This is a genomic window from Pseudomonas sp. NPDC090755, assembly GCF_044769005.1.
GTDB lineage: Bacteria > Pseudomonadota > Gammaproteobacteria > Pseudomonadales > Pseudomonadaceae > Aquipseudomonas.
This window is the reverse complement of record NZ_JBIVXC010000008.1, coordinates 192,341-211,920: the sequence shown is the minus strand read 5'-3', so window position 1 is coordinate 211,920 and position 19,580 is coordinate 192,341. Positions and strand designations below refer to the sequence as shown.

Here is a 19,580-nt window from a genome sequence, read left to right as displayed (position 1 = left end):
CGAACAACGCCAAAAATGGGAAGCCGCACTCTACATGCGCGGCGTCGGCCCCGGCAATTTTTGTTAAGATCGGGGTATTACGAGCGCCAAGCGCCATTCAATGACCGGAAGCCGCCTGATGAGCCAACCCTTCGACGTCGCCGCCCTGGCCGCGACCTATGCCAACAAGTCCCCGCAAGACATCCTCAAGCTCGCCTTCGAGCACTTTGGCGATGACCTGTGGATTTCCTTCAGCGGCGCCGAAGACGTGGTGCTGGTGGACATGGCCTGGAAGCTGAACAAGAACGTCAAGGTGTTCAGCCTCGACACCGGTCGCCTGCACCCGGAGACCTACCGCTTCATCGACCAGGTGCGCGAGCACTACAACCTGCCGATCGAGATCCTCTCCCCCGATCGCAGCAAGCTCGACCCTTTCGTCAAGGAAAAAGGCCTGTTCAGCTTCTACAAGGACGGCCACGGCGAATGCTGCGGCATCCGCAAGATCGAACCGCTGCGCCGCAAGCTGAGCACCGTCAGTGCCTGGGCCACCGGCCAGCGCCGCGACCAGAGCCCGGGCACCCGCAGCCAGGTGGCGGCCCTGGAGATCGACGGCGCCTTCTCCACCCCCGAGCATCCCCTGTACAAATTCAACCCGCTGGCACAGATGACCAGCGAGGAAGTCTGGGGCTATATCCGCATGCTCGAGCTGCCCTACAACAGCCTGCACGAACGCGGCTTCATCAGCATCGGCTGCGAACCCTGCACCCGCCCTGTGCTGCCCAACCAGCACGAGCGCGAGGGGCGCTGGTGGTGGGAGGAGTCGACCCAGAAGGAATGCGGGCTGCACGCTGGCAACCTGATCACCAAGGGTTGAAACCCGCCATCGCAGAGCACCGCTGCCAGGCATGCTTGCACGCCTGGCAGCGGATGACTACGTCTTAAGCAACATCCCGCGCAACAACAGCTCCAGCGCCGCAACGCCTTGCGCCAGCCGCGCATTCCCGTCATTGCCTTCCGCGATCCAGAACACCGCTTCGGCCAGGCTACCGTAGATCAGCGATGCCAACGCCTGCGGATTGGCCCTGGCGACAATGCCTTGCTGCATGAGCGCATCGATCAGACGCCCCATCGACTCGACACACTGGCGCTGCGCGTCCGGCGAAGCGCCACCCAGCACCGCCCTGGCATCGCGCAGCACGATGCGCTGGATGTCCGGCTCCAGGGCCATTTCCAGGTAGACGCGACAGCGCTGGCAAAAGCCTTCCCAGGGGTCTTGCGCCGCATCGGAAATGGCTTGCAGGCGCGCATCCATCTCGGCGTCGATCTGCTCCACCACCGCCGCCAACAAGCCTTTCTTGTCGCCGAAATGGTGGTAGAGCGCGCCACGGGTCAGGCTCGCCTGCGCAGTAAGGTCATCCATCGAGGTATCGGCATAGCCACGTTCGCTGAAGACTTTTCGAGCAGTCGCCAGCAGCGTGGCACGGGTTTCTTCCATCTCGGCGCGGGTGCGACGAACCATTCATCCCCCTTACATACGGACTGCATGTTTATTTACATTCATCACGTATGAATATAGGCTGCTTATTCATACGCACTGTATGTATTGTCGCCGCGCCGCCAGACCAAGGCAAGCGCACGCCCATGGAGAACGAAATGGCCAACCCTTATCGTGAACTTTTCAATGCACCCGGCACTACGGGTTTTGCCCTGGCGGGCCTGCTGGCGCGGATTGCGCTGCCCATGACAGGCATCGGCATCATCACCATGCTCTCGCAGCTACGTGGCAGCTACGCGCTGGCAGGCGCCGTGTCGGCCACCTTCGTGCTGGCCTATGCGCTGCTGTCGCCGCAGGTCTCCCGCCTGGTGGATCGGCACGGGCAACGTCGCGTACTGCCCGCCGCCACTGCGGTCAGCGTTATCGGCCTGCTGCTCCTGCCCGCCAGTGCCTGGTGGCAAGCACCCGACTGGACCCTGTTCATCGGCGCCCTGCTCGCCGGCTTCATGCCCAGCCTGTCGGCCATGGTGCGGGCACGCTGGACAGCGATCTACCGGGGCCAGCCCTGCCTGCAAACGGCCTACTCGCTGGAGACGGTGCTCGATGAAGTCACCTTCATCGCCGGCCCTCCGCTGTCGGTCGGGCTGTGTGTGGCGGTGCTTCCCCAGGCTGGCCCGCTGGCAGCGGCGCTGTTGCTGGTGGTGGGTGTGTTCGCCCTGGTGATACAACGCGGCAGCGAGCCGCCGGTGCTGGCGCAAGAAGCCGACATGGACCGCCAGGGATCGGTGATTCGTTCGGCAAACGTGCGCTTGCTGACCCTGCTGATGGTGGCCATGGGCATCATCGTCGGTACAGTGGATATCGTCAGCGTGGCCTTTGCCGAGCACATGGGCCAGCCTGCGGCAGCCAGCCTGGTGTTGTCTGCCTATGCCCTGGGATCCTGCCTGGCCGGCCTGCTGTTCGGCACGCTCAAGCTGCAAACCCCGCTGCATCGACTGTTGTTGCTGGGCGGCCTGATGACAGCCGCAACCACCCTGCCCCTGCTGCTGGCCGACAGCATTCCCGCGCTGGCTGCTGCCGTGCTGGTGGCAGGCCTGTTCTTCGCCCCCACCCTGATCGTGGCGATGTCGCTGATCGAGCGCCTGGTGCCCGAGCAGCGCCTGACCGAAGGCATGACCTGGTTACTTGCCGGGCTGAACATCGGTATCGCACTGGGCGCAGCGGCATCCGGCCACGTGGTGGATGACGGCGGCGCCCGGGCCGGATTCGACGTCGCGCTGTGCGCCGCAGCCCTGGTGCTGCTGGTGGCGCTGTGGGGGCATCAGCGCCTGCGTGCCCAGGGCTCGCCCGCTGCCAGCTGCGCGATGGACGCTCCGGCGAAATGAAAAAACCGGCCCTGGGGCCGGTTTTTTCATTTCGCCGTCGCCTGGATCAGTGCACAGGCAACTCGACGCCTTCGAACAGCTCTTCAAGCTCTTGCTTGTTGTGGCACTGGATGGCCTTGGCCATCACTTCGCGGGTCAGGTGCGGGGCGAACTTCTCGATGAAGTCGCACATGAAACCCCGCAGGAAGGTGCCACGGCGGAAGCCGATCTTGGTCACGCTGGACTCGAACAGCTCGCTGGCATCGAGCACCACCAAGTCGTTGTCGAGCTTGGTGTCGACGGCCATCTTGGCCACGATGCCCACGCCCAGGCCCAGGCGCACGTAGGTCTTGATCACGTCGGCGTCGGCGGCGGTGAACACCACTTTCGGGGTCAGCCCGCGATGACTGAACGCCTCGTCGAGCTTGGAGCGGCCAGTGAAACCGAACACGTAGGTAACGATCGGGTATTCGGCCAGGGCTTCGAGGGTCAGCTTCGGCAGCTTGGTCAGTGGATGGCCTTGCGGCACCACCACGCAACGGTTCCAGCGGTAGCACGGCATCATCACCAGGTCACCGAACAGCTCCAGGGCTTCGGTGGCGATGGCGAAATCCACGGTGCCGTCAGCGGCCATTTCGGCGATCTGCATCGGCGAGCCCTGGTGCATGTGCAGGGCCACTTCCGGGTACTGCTTGATGAAGCTGCTGATCACCGGCGGCAGGGCGTAACGCGCCTGGGTGTGGGTGGTGGCGATCGACAGGGTGCCCTTCTTCTCGTTGGAGAATTCCTGGGCGATCTGCTTGATGCTCTCGACCTTGCGCAGGATCTCGCCAGCGGTGGTGATGATCCGCTCACCCGCCGGGGTGACACGGGTCAGGTGCTTGCCGCTGCGGGCGAAAACTTCCACGCCGAGTTCGTCTTCAAGCAGGCGGATCTGTTTACTGATGCCCGGCTGGGACGTATACAGGCTCTGCGCTGTCGCGGAGACGTTGAGGTCGTGGTGCGCCACTTCCCAGATGTAGCGCAATTGTTGAAGCTTCATAGGTATCCCTCAAATCAGCGGGGGCGTCACCGGCAGCAGCGACGATTTATAACTATATTAGTGGTTTGAAGAATAAATCTAGAACTATTTTGGCAGTGTAACGGGAAATCCCCCACATCGCCCTTTCAGGCTCTCCTACGCCCAAGATGTTGGGCCAGCGGCACCATGTACACCGGCACCGGCGACAGTTGCAGCAGGCGCACCGCCGTACGACCGATGGGAATATCCACGCCCGCCCCCTGGCTGTGGCTGCCAAAGATCAGCAGGTCGACGCTCAGGCGCTGGGCCTGCTCAAGAATCACCTGGGCCGGGTCGCCCTGGCGCACGCGCACCGCCTTGATCAGGGCAAGGTCCGCCTCCTCGCCCAACTCGTCACGAAAGTTTTCCAGAACGCGCTGTTCGATATTGGCCATCACCGTGTTGACACCCTGGCTGTGTAACTGATCCAGGGTCTGCTCATCCAGATAGCTTTGCAGCAGCGACTCGGCGAACTGCCCCATGGGTTCGACGGCATGAATCACATAAAGCTCCGCACCGAAGGTACGCGCCAGGGCCAGCGCGTGCTGCATGACAAAAGGCGCATACACACCGAGGTCGGTGGCGTAGAGCATGGAGCGGATCATTCGACCTCCTTGACTGCCGCCTGGGCAGCGCAAGCTTCAGCTTAGCAGCGTGCAGGTGATGCGCCGTTTCCGTCCGGCGCACGGCACCCGCGGCCTAGCCCGGGGTCGGTTCGTTGCTGATGCCATGGGGTACATGGCCCGTTGCGACCACACTGCGCGCCCGCTCACAGTGACCGACCTGGTCATCGAAGAACACGTCGGCGGCAAAGGCCTCGAGGAATGCCGACTTGTCCAGGCCACCGAGGAACAATGACTCGTCCAGGCGCACGTCCCACTCGCGCAAGGTGCGGATCACCCGTTCGTGGGCTGGCGCCGAGCGTGCCGTGACCAGCGCCGTGCGAATCGGACAGGCACCGTCGGGAAACTCCTTCTGCAACTGGTTGAGCGCGGCCAGGAACGGCTTGAACGGACCACCGTGCAACGGCTCGCGAGCCGACAGGCGTTCACTGGCCTGGAAGGCTTCGAGTCCGCCCGACTGGTAGACCCGTTCGGATGCGTCGGAAAACAGCACCGCATCACCGTCGAAGGCGATGCGCAGTTCATCACTGGCCTCGCGCCGGGCCCCGCCGGATAGAATGGTCGCTGCGGCGAAGCCGGCATCCAAGGCACTGCGAACGTCATCGGCATCGGTGGACAGGAACAGGTGGCAACCGAAGGCCGCCAGGTACGGATACGGACTGCGGCCACCGACAAAGGCGGCACGGTAGATGCCCAGCCCGTGCTGCTCGATGGAGTTGAACACCCGCAGGCCAGTGTCGGCACTGTTGCGCGAAACCAGCACCACCTCGACTCGGGGCTGGCCCAGGTGGGCATTGAGGCCCAGCAGTTTCTGCACCAGTGCAAAGGCATCCCCAGGCTCGAGCACTTCGTCCTCGTGCTCGATCTGGTACTGGCGATAGGCCTCGACCCCTTGCGCCAGGTAAATCCGATGGCTCTCGCTGAGGTCGAACAGCGCCCTGGAAGAGATGGCGACGACCAGCTTGTCGCCCAGGTTCTTGCTCATGCACGCTTCCTCTTGTGCGGTAAATGCAGGCCTGATCGCTGGCTTTGCCAGCTCCCACAATGTGTACTGACCCCAAACCCCTCTGTGGGAGCTGGCGAAGCCTGCGACCGAGCGCGCAGCGCTCGCAACCTCAAACCCCTTTCAGGTTACTCCGGTCGATGAACGCCAGCGCCTGGTACAGCGCCTCGATGCGCGGCAAGCTGCAGCCGGCCTCGCGGGCCCGGGCCAGGGGCTCGGCATAGATCACGTCCAGCTCCAGCGGCCGGCGCTGGGCAAAGTCGTGGTACATGCTCGGCCAGTAGTCGGGCATTTTTTCGGTGACCGCGAACAGATGCTCAGCATAGCCCTGGGGCAGCTCATGGCCACAGGCCTGCGCCCCTTGCACCACCTCGGCCATCAGTGCCTGGATCAATTCACGGCTGTCCGGGTCGGCCATCAGCGGCGTGGTGCTGGCCTTGAGCAGCACCGACAAGCCGTTGTAGGGCACGTTCCACACCAGTTTTTGCCAGCGCGCATGGTCCAGGTTGGCCATGGCCTGGGAGTCGATGCCGGCTGCCCGGAACAGGTCGGCCCCGGCGTCGGCAATCGCCTGGCGTGCCGCCGCGTGCGCTGCAGGACCACTGTGATAACCCAGGTTCACCGCCCCCAGGGCCTGGTGGCGGATCACCCCCGGCGCCTCGCGGTTGACGCAGATAAAGCACAGGCCGCCCAGCAGGTGCAGGCCGTCAGGCAGCAAGGGGCGCAGCTTTTCTTCCGCGCCCAGGCCATTTTGCAGCAGCACCACCTTGGCATCCGCCGCGCCAGCCGTGGCGATCAATGGCGCCAGTTCGGCATTGCTGGTGGACTTGGCGCCCACCAGCAGCCAGTCACAAGGCGGCATGTCGGCGGCGTTGGCATAGGCCTGCACCGGCATCTGCAGGGTGCCATGGAGCGCACTCTCGATCCGCAGGCCCCGGGCGTTGACGGTGTCGAACTCACTGCGCAGGAGAAAGTGCACATCGAATCCGGCCCTGGCCAGCATCAGGCCGTAATAGCCGCCGATGGCGCCGGTGCCGATGATGCCGATACGCGGCTTGCTCGTGTTCATCCCGCCCTCCTCTTATTGTTCACTTTTTATTCAATTATTTTTCACGCAAATCAAACGCTTTACCCAGCTTCACTATACTGAGGCGAACAAGGTCAAAAAAACGACACGGAGTCGAACATGCGTGGCTTTCTGCCTCACCCGGACGATGTACCGGTCGAACTGGCCCTGCGCCCGTCGCCGAGTCTGTTTCGCCAGCGACTGCACACTATCAGCCTGGGCGGTATCGCCTGCAACCACCCTCGCGCCTACCGCCGCGGCATGGCCGTGGAAATGATCATCCCCTCACTGGGCGACAGCGCACGTTACCCCGGTTATGTCGCCTGGTGCCAGAAGCAGCAGGACGGCTACCGGGTCGGCATCGCGTTCATTGACGAGCAGGCGTTGTTCGGCGCACGCATGAGCGAACAGGTGTGCCAGATCCAGCACCTGTATCAGCAGCAGGCGCTCGGCGCCAGCACCCCGGCCGACCTTGAGGCCCTCGCCCAGCAATGGGTCAGCCTGCACGCCGGTGAGTTCTCCGAAGCCAGCCTTGAGGCCACCCATACCCGCCAGATCCTCGTTTAACGACAAAAACCCCGTCCCTGCGGGCTCTGCCCATTGTCGAGCCACGGTGTAACGCGCTAAGGTTCGGCTTCCCGCTGCGTACAATCTTGCTGCTCCGCCGCACGGGGATCGCTGGCGGCCGGCACCCGTGACCTGACGAGTAACACGATGGCTGATTTACCGATCGATGACTTAAACGTTGCCTCCAACGAGACCTTGATCACCCCTGATCAGCTCAAGAAGGAAATTCCCCTGAGCGCCACCGCGCTCAAGACCGTGACTGCGGGCCGCGAAGTGGTGCGCAATATCCTCGACGGCAAGGACCACCGCCTGTTCGTGGTGATCGGCCCCTGCTCGATCCATGACATCAAGGCTGCCCACGAGTATGCCCAGCGCCTCAAGGCCCTGGCCGCCGAAGTGTCCGACACCCTGTACCTGGTCATGCGCGTGTACTTCGAGAAGCCGCGCACCACGGTGGGCTGGAAAGGCCTGATCAACGACCCGTACCTGGACGACTCGTTCAAGATCCAGGATGGCCTGCACATCGGTCGCCAGCTACTGCTGGACCTGGCGGAAATGGGCCTGCCCACCGCCACCGAAGCCCTCGACCCGATTTCCCCGCAGTACCTGCAGGACCTGATCAGCTGGTCGGCCATCGGCGCCCGCACCACCGAATCCCAGACCCACCGCGAGATGGCCTCGGGCCTGTCGTCGGCCGTGGGCTTCAAGAACGGTACCGATGGTGGCCTGACCGTGGCGATCAACGCCCTGCAGTCGGTCTCCAGCCCGCACCGTTTCCTGGGTATCAACCAGGAAGGTGGCGTGTCCATCGTCACCACCAAGGGCAACGCCTATGGTCACGTGGTACTGCGTGGCGGCAACGGCAAGCCCAACTATGACTCGGTCAGCGTCGCCCTGTGCGAGCAGGCGCTGGTCAAGGCGAAGATCAAGCCGAACATCATGGTCGACTGCAGCCACGCCAACTCCAACAAGGATCCGGCCCTGCAACCGCTGGTGATGGAGAACGTCGCCAACCAGATCCTCGAAGGCAACCAGTCGATCATCGGCCTGATGGTCGAAAGCCACCTGAACTGGGGCTGCCAGGCCATTCCGAAGAACCTCGACGACCTGCAGTACGGTGTATCGATCACCGACGCCTGCATCGACTGGGAAGCCACCGAGAAGACCCTGCGCAGCATGCACGCCAAGCTCAAGGACGTGTTGCCCAAACGCAACCGCGCCTGACAGGCGAATACAAGAACGCCGGGCATTGCCCGGCGTTTTTGTGTGTGCGGTGAATGGCAGCCCGCTGGCTGCCCTTCGCGATTCTCAGGCCTTGGTGGAGTGCCGCTGCTGGCGCTCCATGTAACGTTCCACGTACGAGCATGACGGAATCACGGTGTAGCCCATGTCTTCTGCGTACTGCAGCGCCTTCTCGGTCAACGCCGCGGCAATACCCCGGCCCCGCAACGCATTGGGAACAAAGGTGCGGTAGATATCCAGGGTCTGTTTACCCAGGTCCATGTAGGTCAGGTAAGCACGATGACCGTCCACATTGGTCTCGAATTGATGACCAGCCTGGTCATGGTGGATGGACAACGCCTCGCTCATCACTACTCCTCGCGGGTCTTATGATCTGACCCCTACCTTACCGATGTTTGTCCGGCGAAGGAACCTCTACGCCACCCCGTGCCCGTTTGGACAGCAAGAATTGCAGGGGCGTTCTCTGGCCATTGAGCACGTACAAATAGTAGGCGCCCCCGGCCCGGATACTCAAGGCGGCTGGTCGTAAAAAATTCGCGCACTTGCAGCGGGCGAACCAGGCGCCGGGCGCGGGCCAGATCTGTCACCGGATGTTCTAGTGCTATGACGCCGGAGGACACTTCAAGTCACTATTAGTTCAACAAAAAACAAGTTTGCTACACTAATTGAGGCCCGTACAGGAAACGCCCTCAGGGTTTCCCTGAAACCAGGGTGGCGAGTCCGGCGCAAGCGCATTTTTTTGCAGTTCTTGCGCTCTGTCAGTTTACTTACTACAAGTAATGGGTACTATGTACGCCGGCCAGTTTCTCTTTCTTGAGAGATGGCTATTTAATAGAAAGTCCTTGAAGGGGAACACGATGAACAACGTTCTGAAATTTTCTGCTCTGGCTCTGGCCGCAGTTCTGGCTACCGGTTGCAGCAGCGTATCGAAAGAAACCGAAGCTCGCCTGACCGCTACCGAAGACGCAGCTGCTCGTGCACAAGCTCGCGCTGACGAAGCCTACCGCAAAGCCGACGACGCTCTGGCTGCAGCTCAAAAAGCTCAACAGACCGCCGACGAAGCTAACGAGCGCGCTCTGCGTATGCTGGACAAAGCCAGCCGTAAGTAATTATCCCTCGGGATTTTTATTTGGAGCCGACCCACTTGTGGGTCGGCTTTTTTATTGCCCAGGCGAAAGTAACCACCAGAAACGACGAGGCCTGCGCAATGGCAGGCCTCGGGTGCAGCAGTGCAGGTTACTGCAGGTCTAGCGGTACGCTCGAGACCATCGGCTGCTGGGCCGTGACAGGTACGGCGATTTCCACCGGCATGCCATCTTCGGCAGCGATCACATCACGCACCATGTCCCAGTTCATGCGCATGTTGTTGGCCAGGTCTTCGCGCTTGAGCATGGCGTTGATCACCGCAGTGTGCTTGTCGACCACCGAAGGATCGCCCTTGTCGTTGAGCGGCGTGTGCGCCTCCAGGTAGACCTTGCCGGCGCTGAGGCCGAACTTGTACGGCTCGTTGATGATGCGCACCGCCACACCGACCGGGGCCATCTTGGCCAGCTCCAGCACGTTGTTGTTGAACATGCGGAAGCAGCCGTGGCTGGTGCGCATGCCGATGCCGAACTTCTTGTTCGAGCCGTGGATCAGGTAACCCGGTACGCCCAGGGTGAACTTGAACGGTCCCAGCGGGTTGTCCGGACCTGCCGGCACCACGGCTGGCAGGATGTCACCATCTTCGGCGTGCTCCTTGCGGATCGAGGCCGGTGGCGTCCAGGTCGGGTTCGGCGTCTTGGCCGTGACCTTGGTGTTGGCGATCGGCGAGCCCCAGCCTTCACGGCCGATGCCCAGCGGGTAGGTGTGCACCACGTTCTGCCCTTTCGGGTAGTAGTACATGCGGTACTCGGCCAGGTTGATGACGATGCCTTCGCGCGGACCCGGCGGCAGGATGAAGCGGGTCGGCAGGATGATCTCGGTGCCGGCGCCAGGCAGCCAGGGGTCGACGCCGGGGTTGGCGGCGATCATTTCCAGGTAGCCCAGGTCGTTGGCGGTGCCGATATCGGCGAAGGTGTCTTCGTACTTGGCCTTGATCACCTGGACCTGGCCAATGACGTCTTCACCAGGCGGTGGCAGGGGAAACTCCAGCGCAGCAGCAGGCCCTGCCGCCAGCAGGGCGGCCAGGGACAGGCAACGGGTGACGGCGGGAAAGCGCGGCAACATCCGGGAAATCCTTCGCTAATTCAGTGAGGTCAAGAAGACGATTGTACACCTACGCCAGCACAATCGGGAGGGATCCGGGCCGTTGAAGGCGTTACAGGGGATGAAAGGCTATCTCGACAGCTCCAGCTCCGGCCACACTGGCCGTGTGCCACGACGCTGGGCGTCGAGAATGGCCCGGCACAGCGCGCACAGGCGGCGGTCGCGATAAATACCGCGTTCGACCACCGACCAGCGCGGCTGCGCCGGCAGCAAGGTGCCGCACAGGGTGCGGTCGGCCGAGCCACCCAGCTCGAGCTGACGGGCCACCAGATGGACGCGGATCTCCTGGCAGGCGAACAGGTCAAGCTGTTCGTCAGGCTCGATCAATTGATAGGCATACAGGGACCAGGCGGGACGCGGCATCGGGGGCTCCAAATCGGGGGCGCAACATTAGCCGAAAGCCGGTCACTATAAAAGCGTCAAAGCAGCGGTTTTAGTTGCGGCCAGGCATTTTCCAGCAACCTTTGCTGGGCACCCTGCCCCGGATGGATGCCATCAGGCTGCATCAGCTCGGGTACACCGCCCACCCCCTCGAGGAAAAACGGCACCAGCGCCACCTGTTTCTCGGTCTTCAGGTCGACATAGACCTGAGCGAAGGCATCGGTGTATCGCTTGCCGTAGTTGGGTGGCAAGCGCATGCCCAGCAACAGCACCTTGGCCCCGGCCTCGCGGGAGCGGTCGATCATCGAGGCAAGATTTTGTTGCAATTGCTTTGGCGACTGCCCACGCAGGCCGTCATTGCCCCCCAGTTCCAGCACCACCAGCTCCGGCTTGTGCTCTGCAAGCAGCGCCGGCAGCCGCGCCTGGCCCCCGGCACTGGTGTCGCCGCTGATCGAGGCGTTGACCACCCTGGCGTCGAAACCCTCGCTCCTGAGGCGTTGTTCCAGCAAGGCGACCCAGCCCTGGCGGGTATCCAGGCCGAAAGCGGCACTGATACTATCGCCGACGACCAGCACGGTACCTGCGACGGCCCCCTGGGTCATGCACATCAAGGCCAGGCCGGCACTCAACAACCATACTCGCATCGGATTCTCCATGGGCCCCAGCATTCTCACTGCGCGCAACCTTAGCAAAGTGGTTCCCAGCGCGGAAGGCGACCTGACCATCCTGCACGCGCTTTCGCTGGAATTGAAACAAGGCGACAGCCTGGCCATTGTCGGTGCCTCGGGGTCGGGCAAGTCGACCCTGCTCGGCCTGCTGGCCGGCCTCGACCTGCCCAGCGCAGGCTCCGTGACCCTGGCCGGTCACGACCTCGGGCCGCTGGATGAAGACCAGCGCGCCCGGGTACGCGCCGAGCACGTGGGCTTCGTGTTCCAGTCGTTCCAGCTGCTGGACAGCCTCAACGCCCTGGAGAACGTCATGCTGCCGCTGGAGCTGGACGGTCGCCGTGACGCCCGTGAACACGCCCGCAGCCTGCTGGAGCGGGTCGGCCTGGGCCAGCGCCTGAGCCACTCGCCGCGCCAGCTGTCCGGTGGCGAGCAGCAACGGGTGGCCATCGCCCGGGCCTTCGCCGCCGAGCCTGCGGTGCTGTTCGCCGACGAACCCACCGGCAACCTCGACAGCCATACCGGCGAGCGCATCAGCGACCTGCTGTTTGAGTTGAACAAGGAGCGCGGCACCACCCTGGTGCTGGTCACCCATGACGAACGCCTGGCCCAGCGCTGCCGTCGTCTGATCCGCCTGGACGCCGGCCACCTGGTCGCGCCGCTGGAGGCCTGATGGCCCGCCTGCCGTTTATCCGCCTGCTGGTCCTGGCCCTGCGCCAGTTGTTGCGCGACGCCCGTGCCGGCGAGCTGCGCGTGCTGTTCTTCGCCCTGCTGGTGGCGGTGGCGGCCAGTACCGCCATCGGCTACTTCGGCGCCCGCCTCAATAGCGCCATGCTGTTGCGCGCCACCGAGTTCCTGGGCGCCGACCTGGTGTTGCGCGGCAGCTCCCAGGCCACGCCCGAACAGATCGCCAGCGGCAAGGCTGCCGGCCTTGTGCATGCCCAGGTGGTCGAATTCTCCAGCGTGATTGCCACCGACAATGGCATCCAGCTATCAAGCATCAAGGCTGCCGATGCGGCCTATCCCCTGCGCGGTGAACTGCGCAGCGCCGCCGAACCCTATGCCAGCGAGTCCAGCGGCGGCGGCCCGGCGCCGGGTGAAGCCTGGGTCGAACCGCGCCTGCTGGCGGCCCTGGAACTGAAGATCGGCGACAGCATCGACGTCGGCATGAAGACCCTGCGCATGAGCCGGGTACTGACCTACGAGCCGGACCGCGCCGGCAACTTCTACAGCCTCACCCCTCGGGTGCTGATCAACCTTGCCGACCTCGAGGCCACCGGTGTGGTTCAGCCCGGCAGCCGGGTCAGCTACCGCGATCTCTGGCGCGGCGAACCCGAGGCCCTGGCGCGCTACCAGGCCAGTGTCGGCAAAAGCCTGGCACCGAACCAACGCCTGCAGGACGCGCGCGACGGCAACCAGCAGATCGGCGGCGCCCTGGGCAAGGCCGAGCGTTACCTGAACATGGCCAGTCTGGTGGCCGTGCTGTTGGCGGGCGTCGCCGTGGCCCTGTCGGCCAGCCGCTTTGCCAGCCGCCGTTTCGATGCCAGCGCGCTGTTGCGCTGCCTGGGCCTGTCGCGGCGCCAGGCACTGGGCCTGTTCTGCCTGCAACTGGCGATCCTCGGCAGTCTCGCGGCCCTGGGCGGCGCCCTGCTCGGCTGGCTGGCACAACTGGGTCTGTTCAAGCTGTTGCAAGGCCTGATGCCGGCGCAGATTCCTCCCGGTGGACTGGCACCGGCCCTGGCCGGTATCGCCACTGGCCTGGTAGCCCTGGCCGGCTTTGCCCTGCCGCCGCTGGCCGCCCTGGGCCGGGTACCGCCGTTGCGGGTGTTGCGCCGCGACCTGCTGCCGGTGCCCGCCAGCAGCTGGCTGGTATACGGCACCGCGCTGCTGGCCCTGGGGCTGATCATGTGGCGCCTGAGCCTGGACCTGCTGCTGACCTTCGCCCTGCTGGGCGGTGGCCTGGTCGCCGCCGTACTGCTCGGTGGGCTGTTGTTGCTCGGCCTGCGCAGCCTGCGGCGCCTGCTCGCCGGCGCGCCACTGGCCTGGCGCCTGGGCCTGGGCCAGTTGCTGCGCCACCCCCTGGCAGCGGCCGGACAGTCCCTGGCCTTCGGCCTGATCCTGCTGGCCATGGCGCTGATCGCCCTGCTGCGTGCCGAGCTGCTGGACACCTGGCAGAACCAGCTGCCCAAGGACGCCCCCAACTATTTCGCCCTGAACATCCTGCCAGACGACAAGAACACCTTTGCCCAGCGCCTCAACGAGTTCTCCGCCGAGGCCGCACCGCTGTACCCGGTGATCCCCGGCCGCCTGACCGAAATCAACGGCCAGGCGGTGCAGCAGATCGTCAGCAAGGAATCCACCGGCGATCGCGCCGTGCAGCGTGACCTGAGCCTGACCTGGGCCGCCGACCTGCCGGCGGGCAATGCCTTGAGCGAGGGGCAGTGGTGGCAAACCGCACCCGGCGAGCGCAACGACCTGCCCGGCGTTTCGGTCGAGGCCGAACTTGCCCAGAGCCTCAAGCTCAAGCTCGGCGACCGGCTCACCTTCAGCATCGGCGGCCAGCAACGCCAGGCCCTGGTGAGCAGCCTGCGCACAGTCAACTGGGACAGCTTCCAGCCCAATTTCTACATGATCTTCCAGCCCGGCACCCTCACGGACCTGCCCACCACCTACCTGACCAGCTTCTTCCTCGCCCCCGGCCACGACCAGCAAGTGGTGGCACTGTCGCGGGCGTTCCCGGCGGTCACCATCCTGCAGGTCGATGCCTTGCTGGAACAGCTGCGCAGCATCCTTGCCCAGGTCACCCTGGCGGTGGAATACGTGCTGCTGTTCGTGCTGGCGGCGGGCCTGGCGGTATTGTTCGCCGGCTTGCAGGCCACCCTCGACGAGCGTATTCGCCAGGGCGCCCTGCTGCGTGCACTGGGCGCCGGGCGCGGCCTGCTGACCAAGGCCCGTCGCATCGAGTTCGGCCTGCTGGGGGCCGCCAGCGGCCTGCTCGCCGCCATCGGTTGCGAACTGATCACCCTGGTGCTGTACCGCTATGCCTTCGACCTGCACTGGAGCCCGCACCCCTGGCTGCTGGTGCTACCGCTCATCGGCGCCCTGCTGGTGGGTGGCGCAGGTGTCTACGGCACCCGCCGGGCGCTCAATGCCAGCCCTTTGCAGGTGCTGCGCGAGGGCTGATTGCGCCAACGACCGCGTCTATCAGCCCGTGCCTTTCGTCAGAAATGAACCCGTCACCACGGTCATCGCCACCACGGCGTCCATGATTGTTGGCTCACGCTTTGCTTTGGTCCTCCTCGCAAGACCAAACCCAAGCGCCACGACGGAGGTTCGCATGAGCATTACGAAGTCTTTAATGGCATTGTCCATCGGTGCCATTCTGACGACATCCACGGTGTTGATACCCGATACCTTGCTTGGCTCTTCCAGCGCTTATGCCAAAGATGGTGGCGGTGGCGGACACGGAGGTGGAGGCGGCGGTGGCGGCGGACATGGCGGCGGTGGTGGACACGGCGGCGGTGGCGGAGGCGGTGGTCATGGCAGCGGAGGCGGACACGGCGGCAGTGGTAGCGGCGGTAGCGGCCATAGCGGTGGTGACCATGGTGACGGGCATTCCGGGCACAGCGCCGGCAATTCGTCTTCCGGCCGCTCGGGCACTCACGCCGAACCTGGCGACGATCACGGCGTTCACGCAGCGGGCGAACCGGGCGATGATCGCGGCCTTCATGCCGCCGGCGAACCGGGAGACGACCGTGGCGTACACGCGCAACCGGGAGATGACAAGGGCGGACTACGCTGAGCTGTAGCCCGAAACGCTCCGGGGGCAGGCATCGAAGCCAGGGATAGCGCCTGCCCCACTCCCCCCACTTTCGGGGCTCAGCCCCCAGTCATTTCACATAGTCGATGGCATTGACCCACCAGCACATTTCGCCGGACGGGGTCTGTACGATGACCTCGTCCCCCACCTCTTTCTTCAGCAGTGCGCGGGCCATGGGCGAGTCGATGGAGATGTAGTCCATGCGCCCGTAGATTTCATCGTAACCGACGATGCGAAAGCGCTTTGTCTCCCCCTCTTCGTTCTCGATCTCGACCCAGGCGCCGAAAAACACCCGGCCTTCCTGCTCCGGTGAATAGTCGACCACACGCATGTCTTCAAGACGCTTGCGCAGGTAGCGAACCCGCCGGTCGATCTCCCGCAGCAACTTCTTGTTGTACTGGTAATCGGCGTTCTCGCTGCGATCACCCAGGGAGGCTGCCCAGGTCACCTTCTGGGTGATATCGGGGCGCTTGACCCGCCACAGGTGGTCCAGCTCCTCTTTCAAGGCGTCGCAGCCTTCGCGTGTGATGATCTTGGTACTCAACAGTGTTCTCGCTTGATAACCGGCAGTCGGCGGATCCAGCAGCAACTGTGCCTCAGACCGGGCAAGTTGTACCAGCCAGGCGACACAAATAATGAAAGTTCGACCAGGCACCACCGCCGCTGGAGGCGACTACCCTGTGCGAAAGCAGTTTCTGAATTAACCCGGGGCCACGTGACTCCCGCAAGCCCGGGCCAGTCCCATGAACGTGCCCTACGGCACCTGGAACCGCGAACAACCACAAGAATACGGCCCGCCCCCATGCATGCCCTACGCAAAGCGCTGCACAACGAATTGCACGCCCGCCCGTCACTGTACTTCGACGAGCCGGCCCATGTTTTCCACCTGGCATTTCTCGGCACCGGCACCGACTGCGAAGCCTTGCTGCAGCGTTGCTGCCCGGACGTCTTCGACCCTGATGCGGCCCAGGGCATTACCCGGCTCGACGGCTACCCGTTCAAATGGGAACGCCATGCCGAGTTCTTCACCCTGACCCTGGTACTGCCCGCCGACCACAGCGAACTGACCTGGACCTCACTGCCCCAGGTACTGGCCCAGGCGGTGGAACCGTACCAGCAACAGGTGATCAATGCGGTGCAGGTGATCGTTCGCGACAAAGCCGGGCTCGACCTCGAGCGTTATGGCTTCAAGGACCCGTGCGGCTCCTCCGTCGGCGGCGGCGACGCCGTGGTCTGGAGCGATTTTCGCCTGACCGAGGACGGCAGCAGCCGCTTCCTGTTCATCAACCATCGCCTCAATGCCTATCGCCAGGGCCGCATGATCCGCCGCCTGCTGGAGATCGAGACCTACCGGATGATGGCCTCGCTGGCGCTGGACACCGCCAAGACCTTGAGCCGCCAGCTCGATGCCTATGACCGCACCCTGGTCAGCCTGTCGGAGCGCAACGTGGCCAGCGATGGCGGCAATGCCAAGGCGCTGCTCGAAGACATCGCGCAACTGTCACGACAAGTGGTCGGCAGCTCGGTGAAGTGTCGCCACCGTTTCAGCGCCACCCAAGCCTATGCGCAACTGGTGTTCGAGCGCCTGGGCGAACTGCGTGAAAGCCATGTCGCCGATTGCCAGCGCCTGGGCGTGTTCATCGAACGTCGCTTCAAGCCCACCGTGCGCTACTGCGCCGCCACCGAGCAGCGTCTTGAACACCTGGCCGAAAGCGTCGCCAACCTGGGCGACCTGCTGCAGGCACGGGTACAGGTGGAGATGGAGGAGCAGAATGCCGAGATCCTGCGCAGCCTTAACGCCCGCGCCGAGTCGCAGATCAAGATCCAGCGGGCGGTGGAAGGCCTGTCGATCATCGCCATCACCTACTACCTGCTGAGTCTGTTCAAGCTGATCTACGCCGGACTGCACACCTTGGGCGCGCCGCTTTCAGAGCGTGATGGACTGCTGGCACTGGCGCCGCTGGCCATCCTGATCCTGGTGGTGGTGCTGTTGCGCATCAGGAAGGCCAAGGAGCATTGAGCGCAGGATCAACCGCGGGTGATCAGGCCTTGCCGGGCAACCCGGGTCAAGTGGCCGATCACCTCGGCGGCGTCTTCGGCGCTGGGTGACTGGATCACGGCGAGGTCGAAGCGGTCGCTGGCGAACTGGCCGAGGGAGTCGCGGGTGGCGGCGAACTGGATCAGGAAGGCGGTAGCGCGGCCCTTGCGACGTGGCCAGCCATCGAGAAAACGCAGGAGTGTGGGTTGGTGGCTGCCGCCCAGGAGGATACGCGGCACGCGGGTGGCCTGGCTGGCAGGCAGGGGGGTCAGGCAGACACTGGTACGTGGACAACTCATGGAGAATTTCTCCGCCTCGCAAATCCCGCTGGGCTGCGGTGGGAGGCGTCACCGAACCAGCGTTTTAGCGGTATTTGGTGAAACCCTGGGGCTCCCCTGCGCCCCGCAAGTAGCTGTTTAAATCGGCGCTAGCCAGCATCCTAGAGAAGCGGCTGGCTGACTGTCAACATCCCCGGATACAAAAAAAGCCGCGTTCCAGACGGGTAGCCGCCAGGCAAGCTGGCCCGGCCTGCACTCTTGTAGCCGCTGCCGCCAGGCTGCGATCGGCTGCGCAGCCGCCGCAACCCAGGCACCTCGATGAACACGATGTTTCAACTGGTTCTACGACCGCTTCGCGGTCGATCGCAGCCTGGCGGCAGCGGCTACATTTCGATTTCGCTTTCGCTTTTTCCTTTGCCTTTGCCTTTGCCTTTGCCTTTGCTGTTTGTACATCGCCAGCCCAGACGACACGGTTCGTCCCTTCAGGAGGCTGAGTGGAGGTATTGCGTAGCCGGGTGCAGGCCATGGATGGCCTGCAAGCACCGCAGGGCCATGGATGGCCCTTCGGTGCGCCCCGGCGGGAGCAATGCCGGAGGGAAGGGACCCGTAGCGAAGCGCAGGGCCGGATGCAGGGACGCACGGTTTGCGCCACTTTGCCATGACAAAGTGGCCCGCCGTAAGGGCGGAAGGGGCCAGCAGCGCCACCATCGCGAATGGATCAGCTCGCAACACGCCAGACCAAAGCGCTGGCACTGAAAACGGTGAGCATATCCATTCTCTACGGCGGCCCCGCCGGCTGGTTTCGCCTTTACGGCGACCCACTTTTGAAGGCAAAAGTGGGCAAAACCCGTGTCCCTGCATCCGGCCCTTCGCTGCGCTACGGGTACCCTCGCTACACCCTTGCTCCCGCGGGGGCGCGCCGAAGGGCCGTCCCTGGCCCTGCGGCGCTCGCCGGCCATCCATGGCCGTCGCCCCACTACGCAAGGGTTCCACTCGGCCTCCTGAAGGGACGATCGGTGGCGCCTGGAATATCGCGCGCTTAGAAGCAAAAGCAAGAGCAGAGCGAAGCTCGAAAAGTGAAGTGAGGTCACCATCGCGAATGGATCAGCACACAAAACCCCAAACCCGAAAACGACCAAGGCACCAGGCTTCGATCACCTGGTGCCTCGGCAGGTCAAACAATACGACCGCTTCGCGCTCAATCGCAGCCTTACGGCAACAGCTACACCTTGGCGCGACCCACCAGGCCATCGAGCGACAACCGCCCCGCCCCTTCGATCATCAGCGCCACGGTACCGGCCAGCAATGCCAGGGCAAATTCATAACCATTGTTGGCCATGAACAACCCGTTACCGATATGCGCCGAAAAGATCGCCACGATCAAGGTCACGGTCAATGCCAGCGCCGCCGGCCGCACCAGCAGACCCACCACCAGCGCCAGGCCACTGAAGAACTCCGCACCGCCCGACAGCAACGCCATCAGCAACCCCGGCGCCAGCCCCAGGCTCTCCATGAACTGCGCCGTACCGGCCAGGCCGCCACCGCCAAACAGACCAAAGAGCTTTTGCGCGCCGTGGGCCATGAAAATGATCCCGACGATGATACGGATGACACTCAGGCCCCAGCTGGCACGGCTGGCGAAAACGGCGTTGAGGGTAGTGTTCATGTTGCTTCCTTAAGCGTGTGTGAGAAGGTGTTGGGCGCCATATTAATCAAATCAGCAAATAGTAAAATCGCAAAAAATGCGACATA

22 protein-coding genes are annotated in these 19,580 nt (G+C 63.8%); 9 read left to right on the top strand and 13 right to left on the bottom strand.

The window, feature by feature from the left end:
• Positions 1-118: 118 nt before the first annotated feature.
• Positions 119-853: a phosphoadenylyl-sulfate reductase gene (locus ACIQUS_RS14605; RefSeq protein ID WP_403048028.1), complete on the top strand. Its 735-nt coding sequence runs from the start codon at positions 119-121 to the stop codon at positions 851-853.
• 57 nt (positions 854-910) lie between these two features.
• Here ACIQUS_RS14605 and ACIQUS_RS14600 read toward each other — a convergent pair whose 3' ends face one another.
• Positions 911-1,498 carry a TetR/AcrR family transcriptional regulator gene (locus tag ACIQUS_RS14600; protein ID WP_403048027.1) on the bottom strand — a complete coding sequence of 196 codons (588 nt, stop codon included), beginning with the start codon at positions 1,496-1,498 and terminating at the stop codon, positions 911-913.
• A gap of 134 nt (positions 1,499-1,632) precedes the next feature.
• Here ACIQUS_RS14600 and ACIQUS_RS14595 point away from each other — a divergent pair, with 134 nt between their 5' ends.
• Positions 1,633-2,859, top strand: coding sequence for an MFS transporter (locus ACIQUS_RS14595; RefSeq protein ID WP_403048026.1), 1,227 nt, complete (start codon positions 1,633-1,635; stop codon positions 2,857-2,859).
• Between the two features lie 46 nt (positions 2,860-2,905).
• Here ACIQUS_RS14595 and cysB read toward each other — a convergent pair whose 3' ends face one another.
• From cysB to ACIQUS_RS14575, 4 genes are all read right to left on the bottom strand, one after another.
• Positions 2,906-3,880, bottom strand: coding sequence for an HTH-type transcriptional regulator CysB (gene cysB, locus ACIQUS_RS14590; RefSeq protein WP_045189882.1), 975 nt, complete (start codon positions 3,878-3,880; stop codon positions 2,906-2,908).
• A gap of 125 nt (positions 3,881-4,005) precedes the next feature.
• Positions 4,006-4,503 (bottom strand): universal stress protein, encoded by a 498-nt coding sequence (locus ACIQUS_RS14585; protein WP_403048025.1) that lies wholly within the window; start codon positions 4,501-4,503, stop codon positions 4,006-4,008.
• A gap of 94 nt (positions 4,504-4,597) precedes the next feature.
• Positions 4,598-5,506, bottom strand: coding sequence for a 5'-nucleotidase (locus ACIQUS_RS14580; protein WP_403048024.1), 909 nt, complete (start codon positions 5,504-5,506; stop codon positions 4,598-4,600).
• A 130-nt stretch (positions 5,507-5,636) separates the two neighbouring features.
• On the bottom strand, positions 5,637-6,593 hold the full coding sequence (locus ACIQUS_RS14575; protein ID WP_403048023.1) for a putative 2-dehydropantoate 2-reductase: 957 nt from the start codon (positions 6,591-6,593) through the stop codon (positions 5,637-5,639).
• Between the two features lie 117 nt (positions 6,594-6,710).
• On the opposite strand from ACIQUS_RS14575, the gene ACIQUS_RS14570 reads away from it, so the two are divergent.
• Both ACIQUS_RS14570 and ACIQUS_RS14565 read left to right on the top strand, forming a co-directional pair.
• On the top strand, positions 6,711-7,157 hold the full coding sequence (locus tag ACIQUS_RS14570; protein ID WP_403048022.1) for a PilZ domain-containing protein: 447 nt from the start codon (positions 6,711-6,713) through the stop codon (positions 7,155-7,157).
• 147 nt (positions 7,158-7,304) lie between these two features.
• Positions 7,305-8,381 carry a 3-deoxy-7-phosphoheptulonate synthase gene (locus ACIQUS_RS14565; protein WP_403048021.1) on the top strand — a complete coding sequence of 359 codons (1,077 nt, stop codon included), beginning with the start codon at positions 7,305-7,307 and terminating at the stop codon, positions 8,379-8,381.
• 84 nt (positions 8,382-8,465) lie between these two features.
• Here the strand turns inward: ACIQUS_RS14565 and ACIQUS_RS14560 are convergent, their stop codons facing one another.
• Positions 8,466-8,747: a GNAT family N-acetyltransferase gene (locus tag ACIQUS_RS14560; RefSeq protein ID WP_136475380.1), complete on the bottom strand. Its 282-nt coding sequence runs from the start codon at positions 8,745-8,747 to the stop codon at positions 8,466-8,468.
• 509 nt (positions 8,748-9,256) lie between these two features.
• On the opposite strand from ACIQUS_RS14560, the gene oprI reads away from it, so the two are divergent.
• Positions 9,257-9,508: an outer membrane lipoprotei OprI gene (gene oprI, locus ACIQUS_RS14555; RefSeq protein WP_003259780.1), complete on the top strand. Its 252-nt coding sequence runs from the start codon at positions 9,257-9,259 to the stop codon at positions 9,506-9,508.
• Between the two features lie 127 nt (positions 9,509-9,635).
• Here oprI and ACIQUS_RS14550 read toward each other — a convergent pair whose 3' ends face one another.
• The 3 genes from ACIQUS_RS14550 to ACIQUS_RS14540 form a co-directional block, all read right to left on the bottom strand.
• Positions 9,636-10,607, bottom strand: coding sequence for a L,D-transpeptidase family protein (locus ACIQUS_RS14550; protein WP_403048020.1), 972 nt, complete (start codon positions 10,605-10,607; stop codon positions 9,636-9,638).
• A gap of 108 nt (positions 10,608-10,715) precedes the next feature.
• The gene (locus tag ACIQUS_RS14545) at positions 10,716-11,009 is read right to left on the bottom strand and encodes a hypothetical protein (protein ID WP_403048019.1); all 294 of its coding nucleotides are present in this window, start codon (positions 11,007-11,009) and stop codon (positions 10,716-10,718) included.
• 56 nt (positions 11,010-11,065) lie between these two features.
• Positions 11,066-11,671 carry an arylesterase gene (locus ACIQUS_RS14540; protein WP_403048018.1) on the bottom strand — a complete coding sequence of 202 codons (606 nt, stop codon included), beginning with the start codon at positions 11,669-11,671 and terminating at the stop codon, positions 11,066-11,068.
• Between the two features lie 10 nt (positions 11,672-11,681).
• Between ACIQUS_RS14540 and ACIQUS_RS14535 the strand changes: the two genes are divergently transcribed.
• Together ACIQUS_RS14535 and ACIQUS_RS14530 are read left to right on the top strand one after the other, a co-directional pair.
• Positions 11,682-12,365, top strand: a complete 684-nt coding sequence (locus ACIQUS_RS14535; RefSeq protein ID WP_285863185.1) for an ABC transporter ATP-binding protein — start codon at positions 11,682-11,684, stop codon at positions 12,363-12,365.
• Positions 12,365-14,875 (top strand): ABC transporter permease, encoded by a 2,511-nt coding sequence (locus ACIQUS_RS14530; RefSeq protein ID WP_403048017.1) that lies wholly within the window; start codon positions 12,365-12,367, stop codon positions 14,873-14,875. The genes ACIQUS_RS14535 and ACIQUS_RS14530 overlap by 1 nt, the downstream gene beginning before the upstream one ends.
• A 21-nt stretch (positions 14,876-14,896) precedes the next feature.
• Here ACIQUS_RS14530 and ACIQUS_RS14525 read toward each other — a convergent pair whose 3' ends face one another.
• Entirely contained in the window at positions 14,897-15,064 is a 168-nt protein-coding gene (locus ACIQUS_RS14525) for a hypothetical protein (protein WP_403048052.1), read from the bottom strand.
• Between ACIQUS_RS14525 and ACIQUS_RS14520 the strand changes: the two genes are divergently transcribed.
• Positions 15,030-15,494 carry a hypothetical protein gene (locus tag ACIQUS_RS14520; RefSeq protein WP_403048016.1) on the top strand — a complete coding sequence of 155 codons (465 nt, stop codon included), beginning with the start codon at positions 15,030-15,032 and terminating at the stop codon, positions 15,492-15,494. The two genes, ACIQUS_RS14525 and ACIQUS_RS14520, sit on opposite strands and share 35 nt — an antisense overlap.
• 88 nt (positions 15,495-15,582) lie before the next feature.
• On the opposite strand, the gene greB is transcribed toward ACIQUS_RS14520, so the two are convergent.
• Positions 15,583-16,056, bottom strand: a complete 474-nt coding sequence (greB, locus tag ACIQUS_RS14515) for a transcription elongation factor GreB (RefSeq protein ID WP_403048015.1) — start codon at positions 16,054-16,056, stop codon at positions 15,583-15,585.
• 258 nt (positions 16,057-16,314) lie between these two features.
• On the opposite strand from greB, the gene ACIQUS_RS14510 reads away from it, so the two are divergent.
• The gene (locus ACIQUS_RS14510; RefSeq protein ID WP_403048014.1) at positions 16,315-17,532 is read left to right on the top strand and encodes a DUF3422 domain-containing protein; all 1,218 of its coding nucleotides are present in this window, start codon (positions 16,315-16,317) and stop codon (positions 17,530-17,532) included.
• Positions 17,533-17,540: 8 nt separating this feature from the next.
• On the opposite strand, the gene ACIQUS_RS14505 is transcribed toward ACIQUS_RS14510, so the two are convergent.
• Together ACIQUS_RS14505 and ACIQUS_RS14500 are read right to left on the bottom strand one after the other, a co-directional pair.
• Positions 17,541-17,849, bottom strand: a complete 309-nt coding sequence (locus ACIQUS_RS14505; RefSeq protein WP_403048013.1) for a hypothetical protein — start codon at positions 17,847-17,849, stop codon at positions 17,541-17,543.
• 1,201 nt (positions 17,850-19,050) lie between these two features.
• Positions 19,051-19,494: a DoxX family protein gene (locus ACIQUS_RS14500; protein ID WP_403048012.1), complete on the bottom strand. Its 444-nt coding sequence runs from the start codon at positions 19,492-19,494 to the stop codon at positions 19,051-19,053.
• Between the last annotated feature and the right edge of the window lie 86 nt (positions 19,495-19,580).

Coding starts and splice junctions, on each gene's coding strand:
- ACIQUS_RS14605 (WP_403048028.1), top strand. CDS start 119: ATGAGCCAACCCTTCGACGTCGCCGCCCTGGCCGCGACCTATGCCAAC.
- ACIQUS_RS14600 (WP_403048027.1), bottom strand. CDS start 1,498: ATGGTTCGTCGCACCCGCGCCGAGATGGAAGAAACCCGTGCCACGCTG.
- ACIQUS_RS14595 (WP_403048026.1), top strand. CDS start 1,633: ATGGCCAACCCTTATCGTGAACTTTTCAATGCACCCGGCACTACGGGT.
- cysB (WP_045189882.1), bottom strand. CDS start 3,880: ATGAAGCTTCAACAATTGCGCTACATCTGGGAAGTGGCGCACCACGAC.
- ACIQUS_RS14585 (WP_403048025.1), bottom strand. CDS start 4,503: ATGATCCGCTCCATGCTCTACGCCACCGACCTCGGTGTGTATGCGCCT.
- ACIQUS_RS14580 (WP_403048024.1), bottom strand. CDS start 5,506: ATGAGCAAGAACCTGGGCGACAAGCTGGTCGTCGCCATCTCTTCCAGG.
- ACIQUS_RS14575 (WP_403048023.1), bottom strand. CDS start 6,593: ATGAACACGAGCAAGCCGCGTATCGGCATCATCGGCACCGGCGCCATC.
- ACIQUS_RS14570 (WP_403048022.1), top strand. CDS start 6,711: ATGCGTGGCTTTCTGCCTCACCCGGACGATGTACCGGTCGAACTGGCC.
- ACIQUS_RS14565 (WP_403048021.1), top strand. CDS start 7,305: ATGGCTGATTTACCGATCGATGACTTAAACGTTGCCTCCAACGAGACC.
- ACIQUS_RS14560 (WP_136475380.1), bottom strand. CDS start 8,747: ATGAGCGAGGCGTTGTCCATCCACCATGACCAGGCTGGTCATCAATTC.
- oprI (WP_003259780.1), top strand. CDS start 9,257: ATGAACAACGTTCTGAAATTTTCTGCTCTGGCTCTGGCCGCAGTTCTG.
- ACIQUS_RS14550 (WP_403048020.1), bottom strand. CDS start 10,607: ATGTTGCCGCGCTTTCCCGCCGTCACCCGTTGCCTGTCCCTGGCCGCC.
- ACIQUS_RS14545 (WP_403048019.1), bottom strand. CDS start 11,009: ATGCCGCGTCCCGCCTGGTCCCTGTATGCCTATCAATTGATCGAGCCT.
- ACIQUS_RS14540 (WP_403048018.1), bottom strand. CDS start 11,671: ATGCGAGTATGGTTGTTGAGTGCCGGCCTGGCCTTGATGTGCATGACC.
- ACIQUS_RS14535 (WP_285863185.1), top strand. CDS start 11,682: ATGGGCCCCAGCATTCTCACTGCGCGCAACCTTAGCAAAGTGGTTCCC.
- ACIQUS_RS14530 (WP_403048017.1), top strand. CDS start 12,365: ATGGCCCGCCTGCCGTTTATCCGCCTGCTGGTCCTGGCCCTGCGCCAG.
- ACIQUS_RS14520 (WP_403048016.1), top strand. CDS start 15,030: ATGAGCATTACGAAGTCTTTAATGGCATTGTCCATCGGTGCCATTCTG.
- ACIQUS_RS14525 (WP_403048052.1), bottom strand. CDS start 15,064: ATGGACAATGCCATTAAAGACTTCGTAATGCTCATGCGAACCTCCGTC.
- ACIQUS_RS14510 (WP_403048014.1), top strand. CDS start 16,315: ATGCATGCCCTACGCAAAGCGCTGCACAACGAATTGCACGCCCGCCCG.
- ACIQUS_RS14505 (WP_403048013.1), bottom strand. CDS start 17,849: ATGAGTTGTCCACGTACCAGTGTCTGCCTGACCCCCCTGCCTGCCAGC.
- ACIQUS_RS14500 (WP_403048012.1), bottom strand. CDS start 19,494: ATGAACACTACCCTCAACGCCGTTTTCGCCAGCCGTGCCAGCTGGGGC.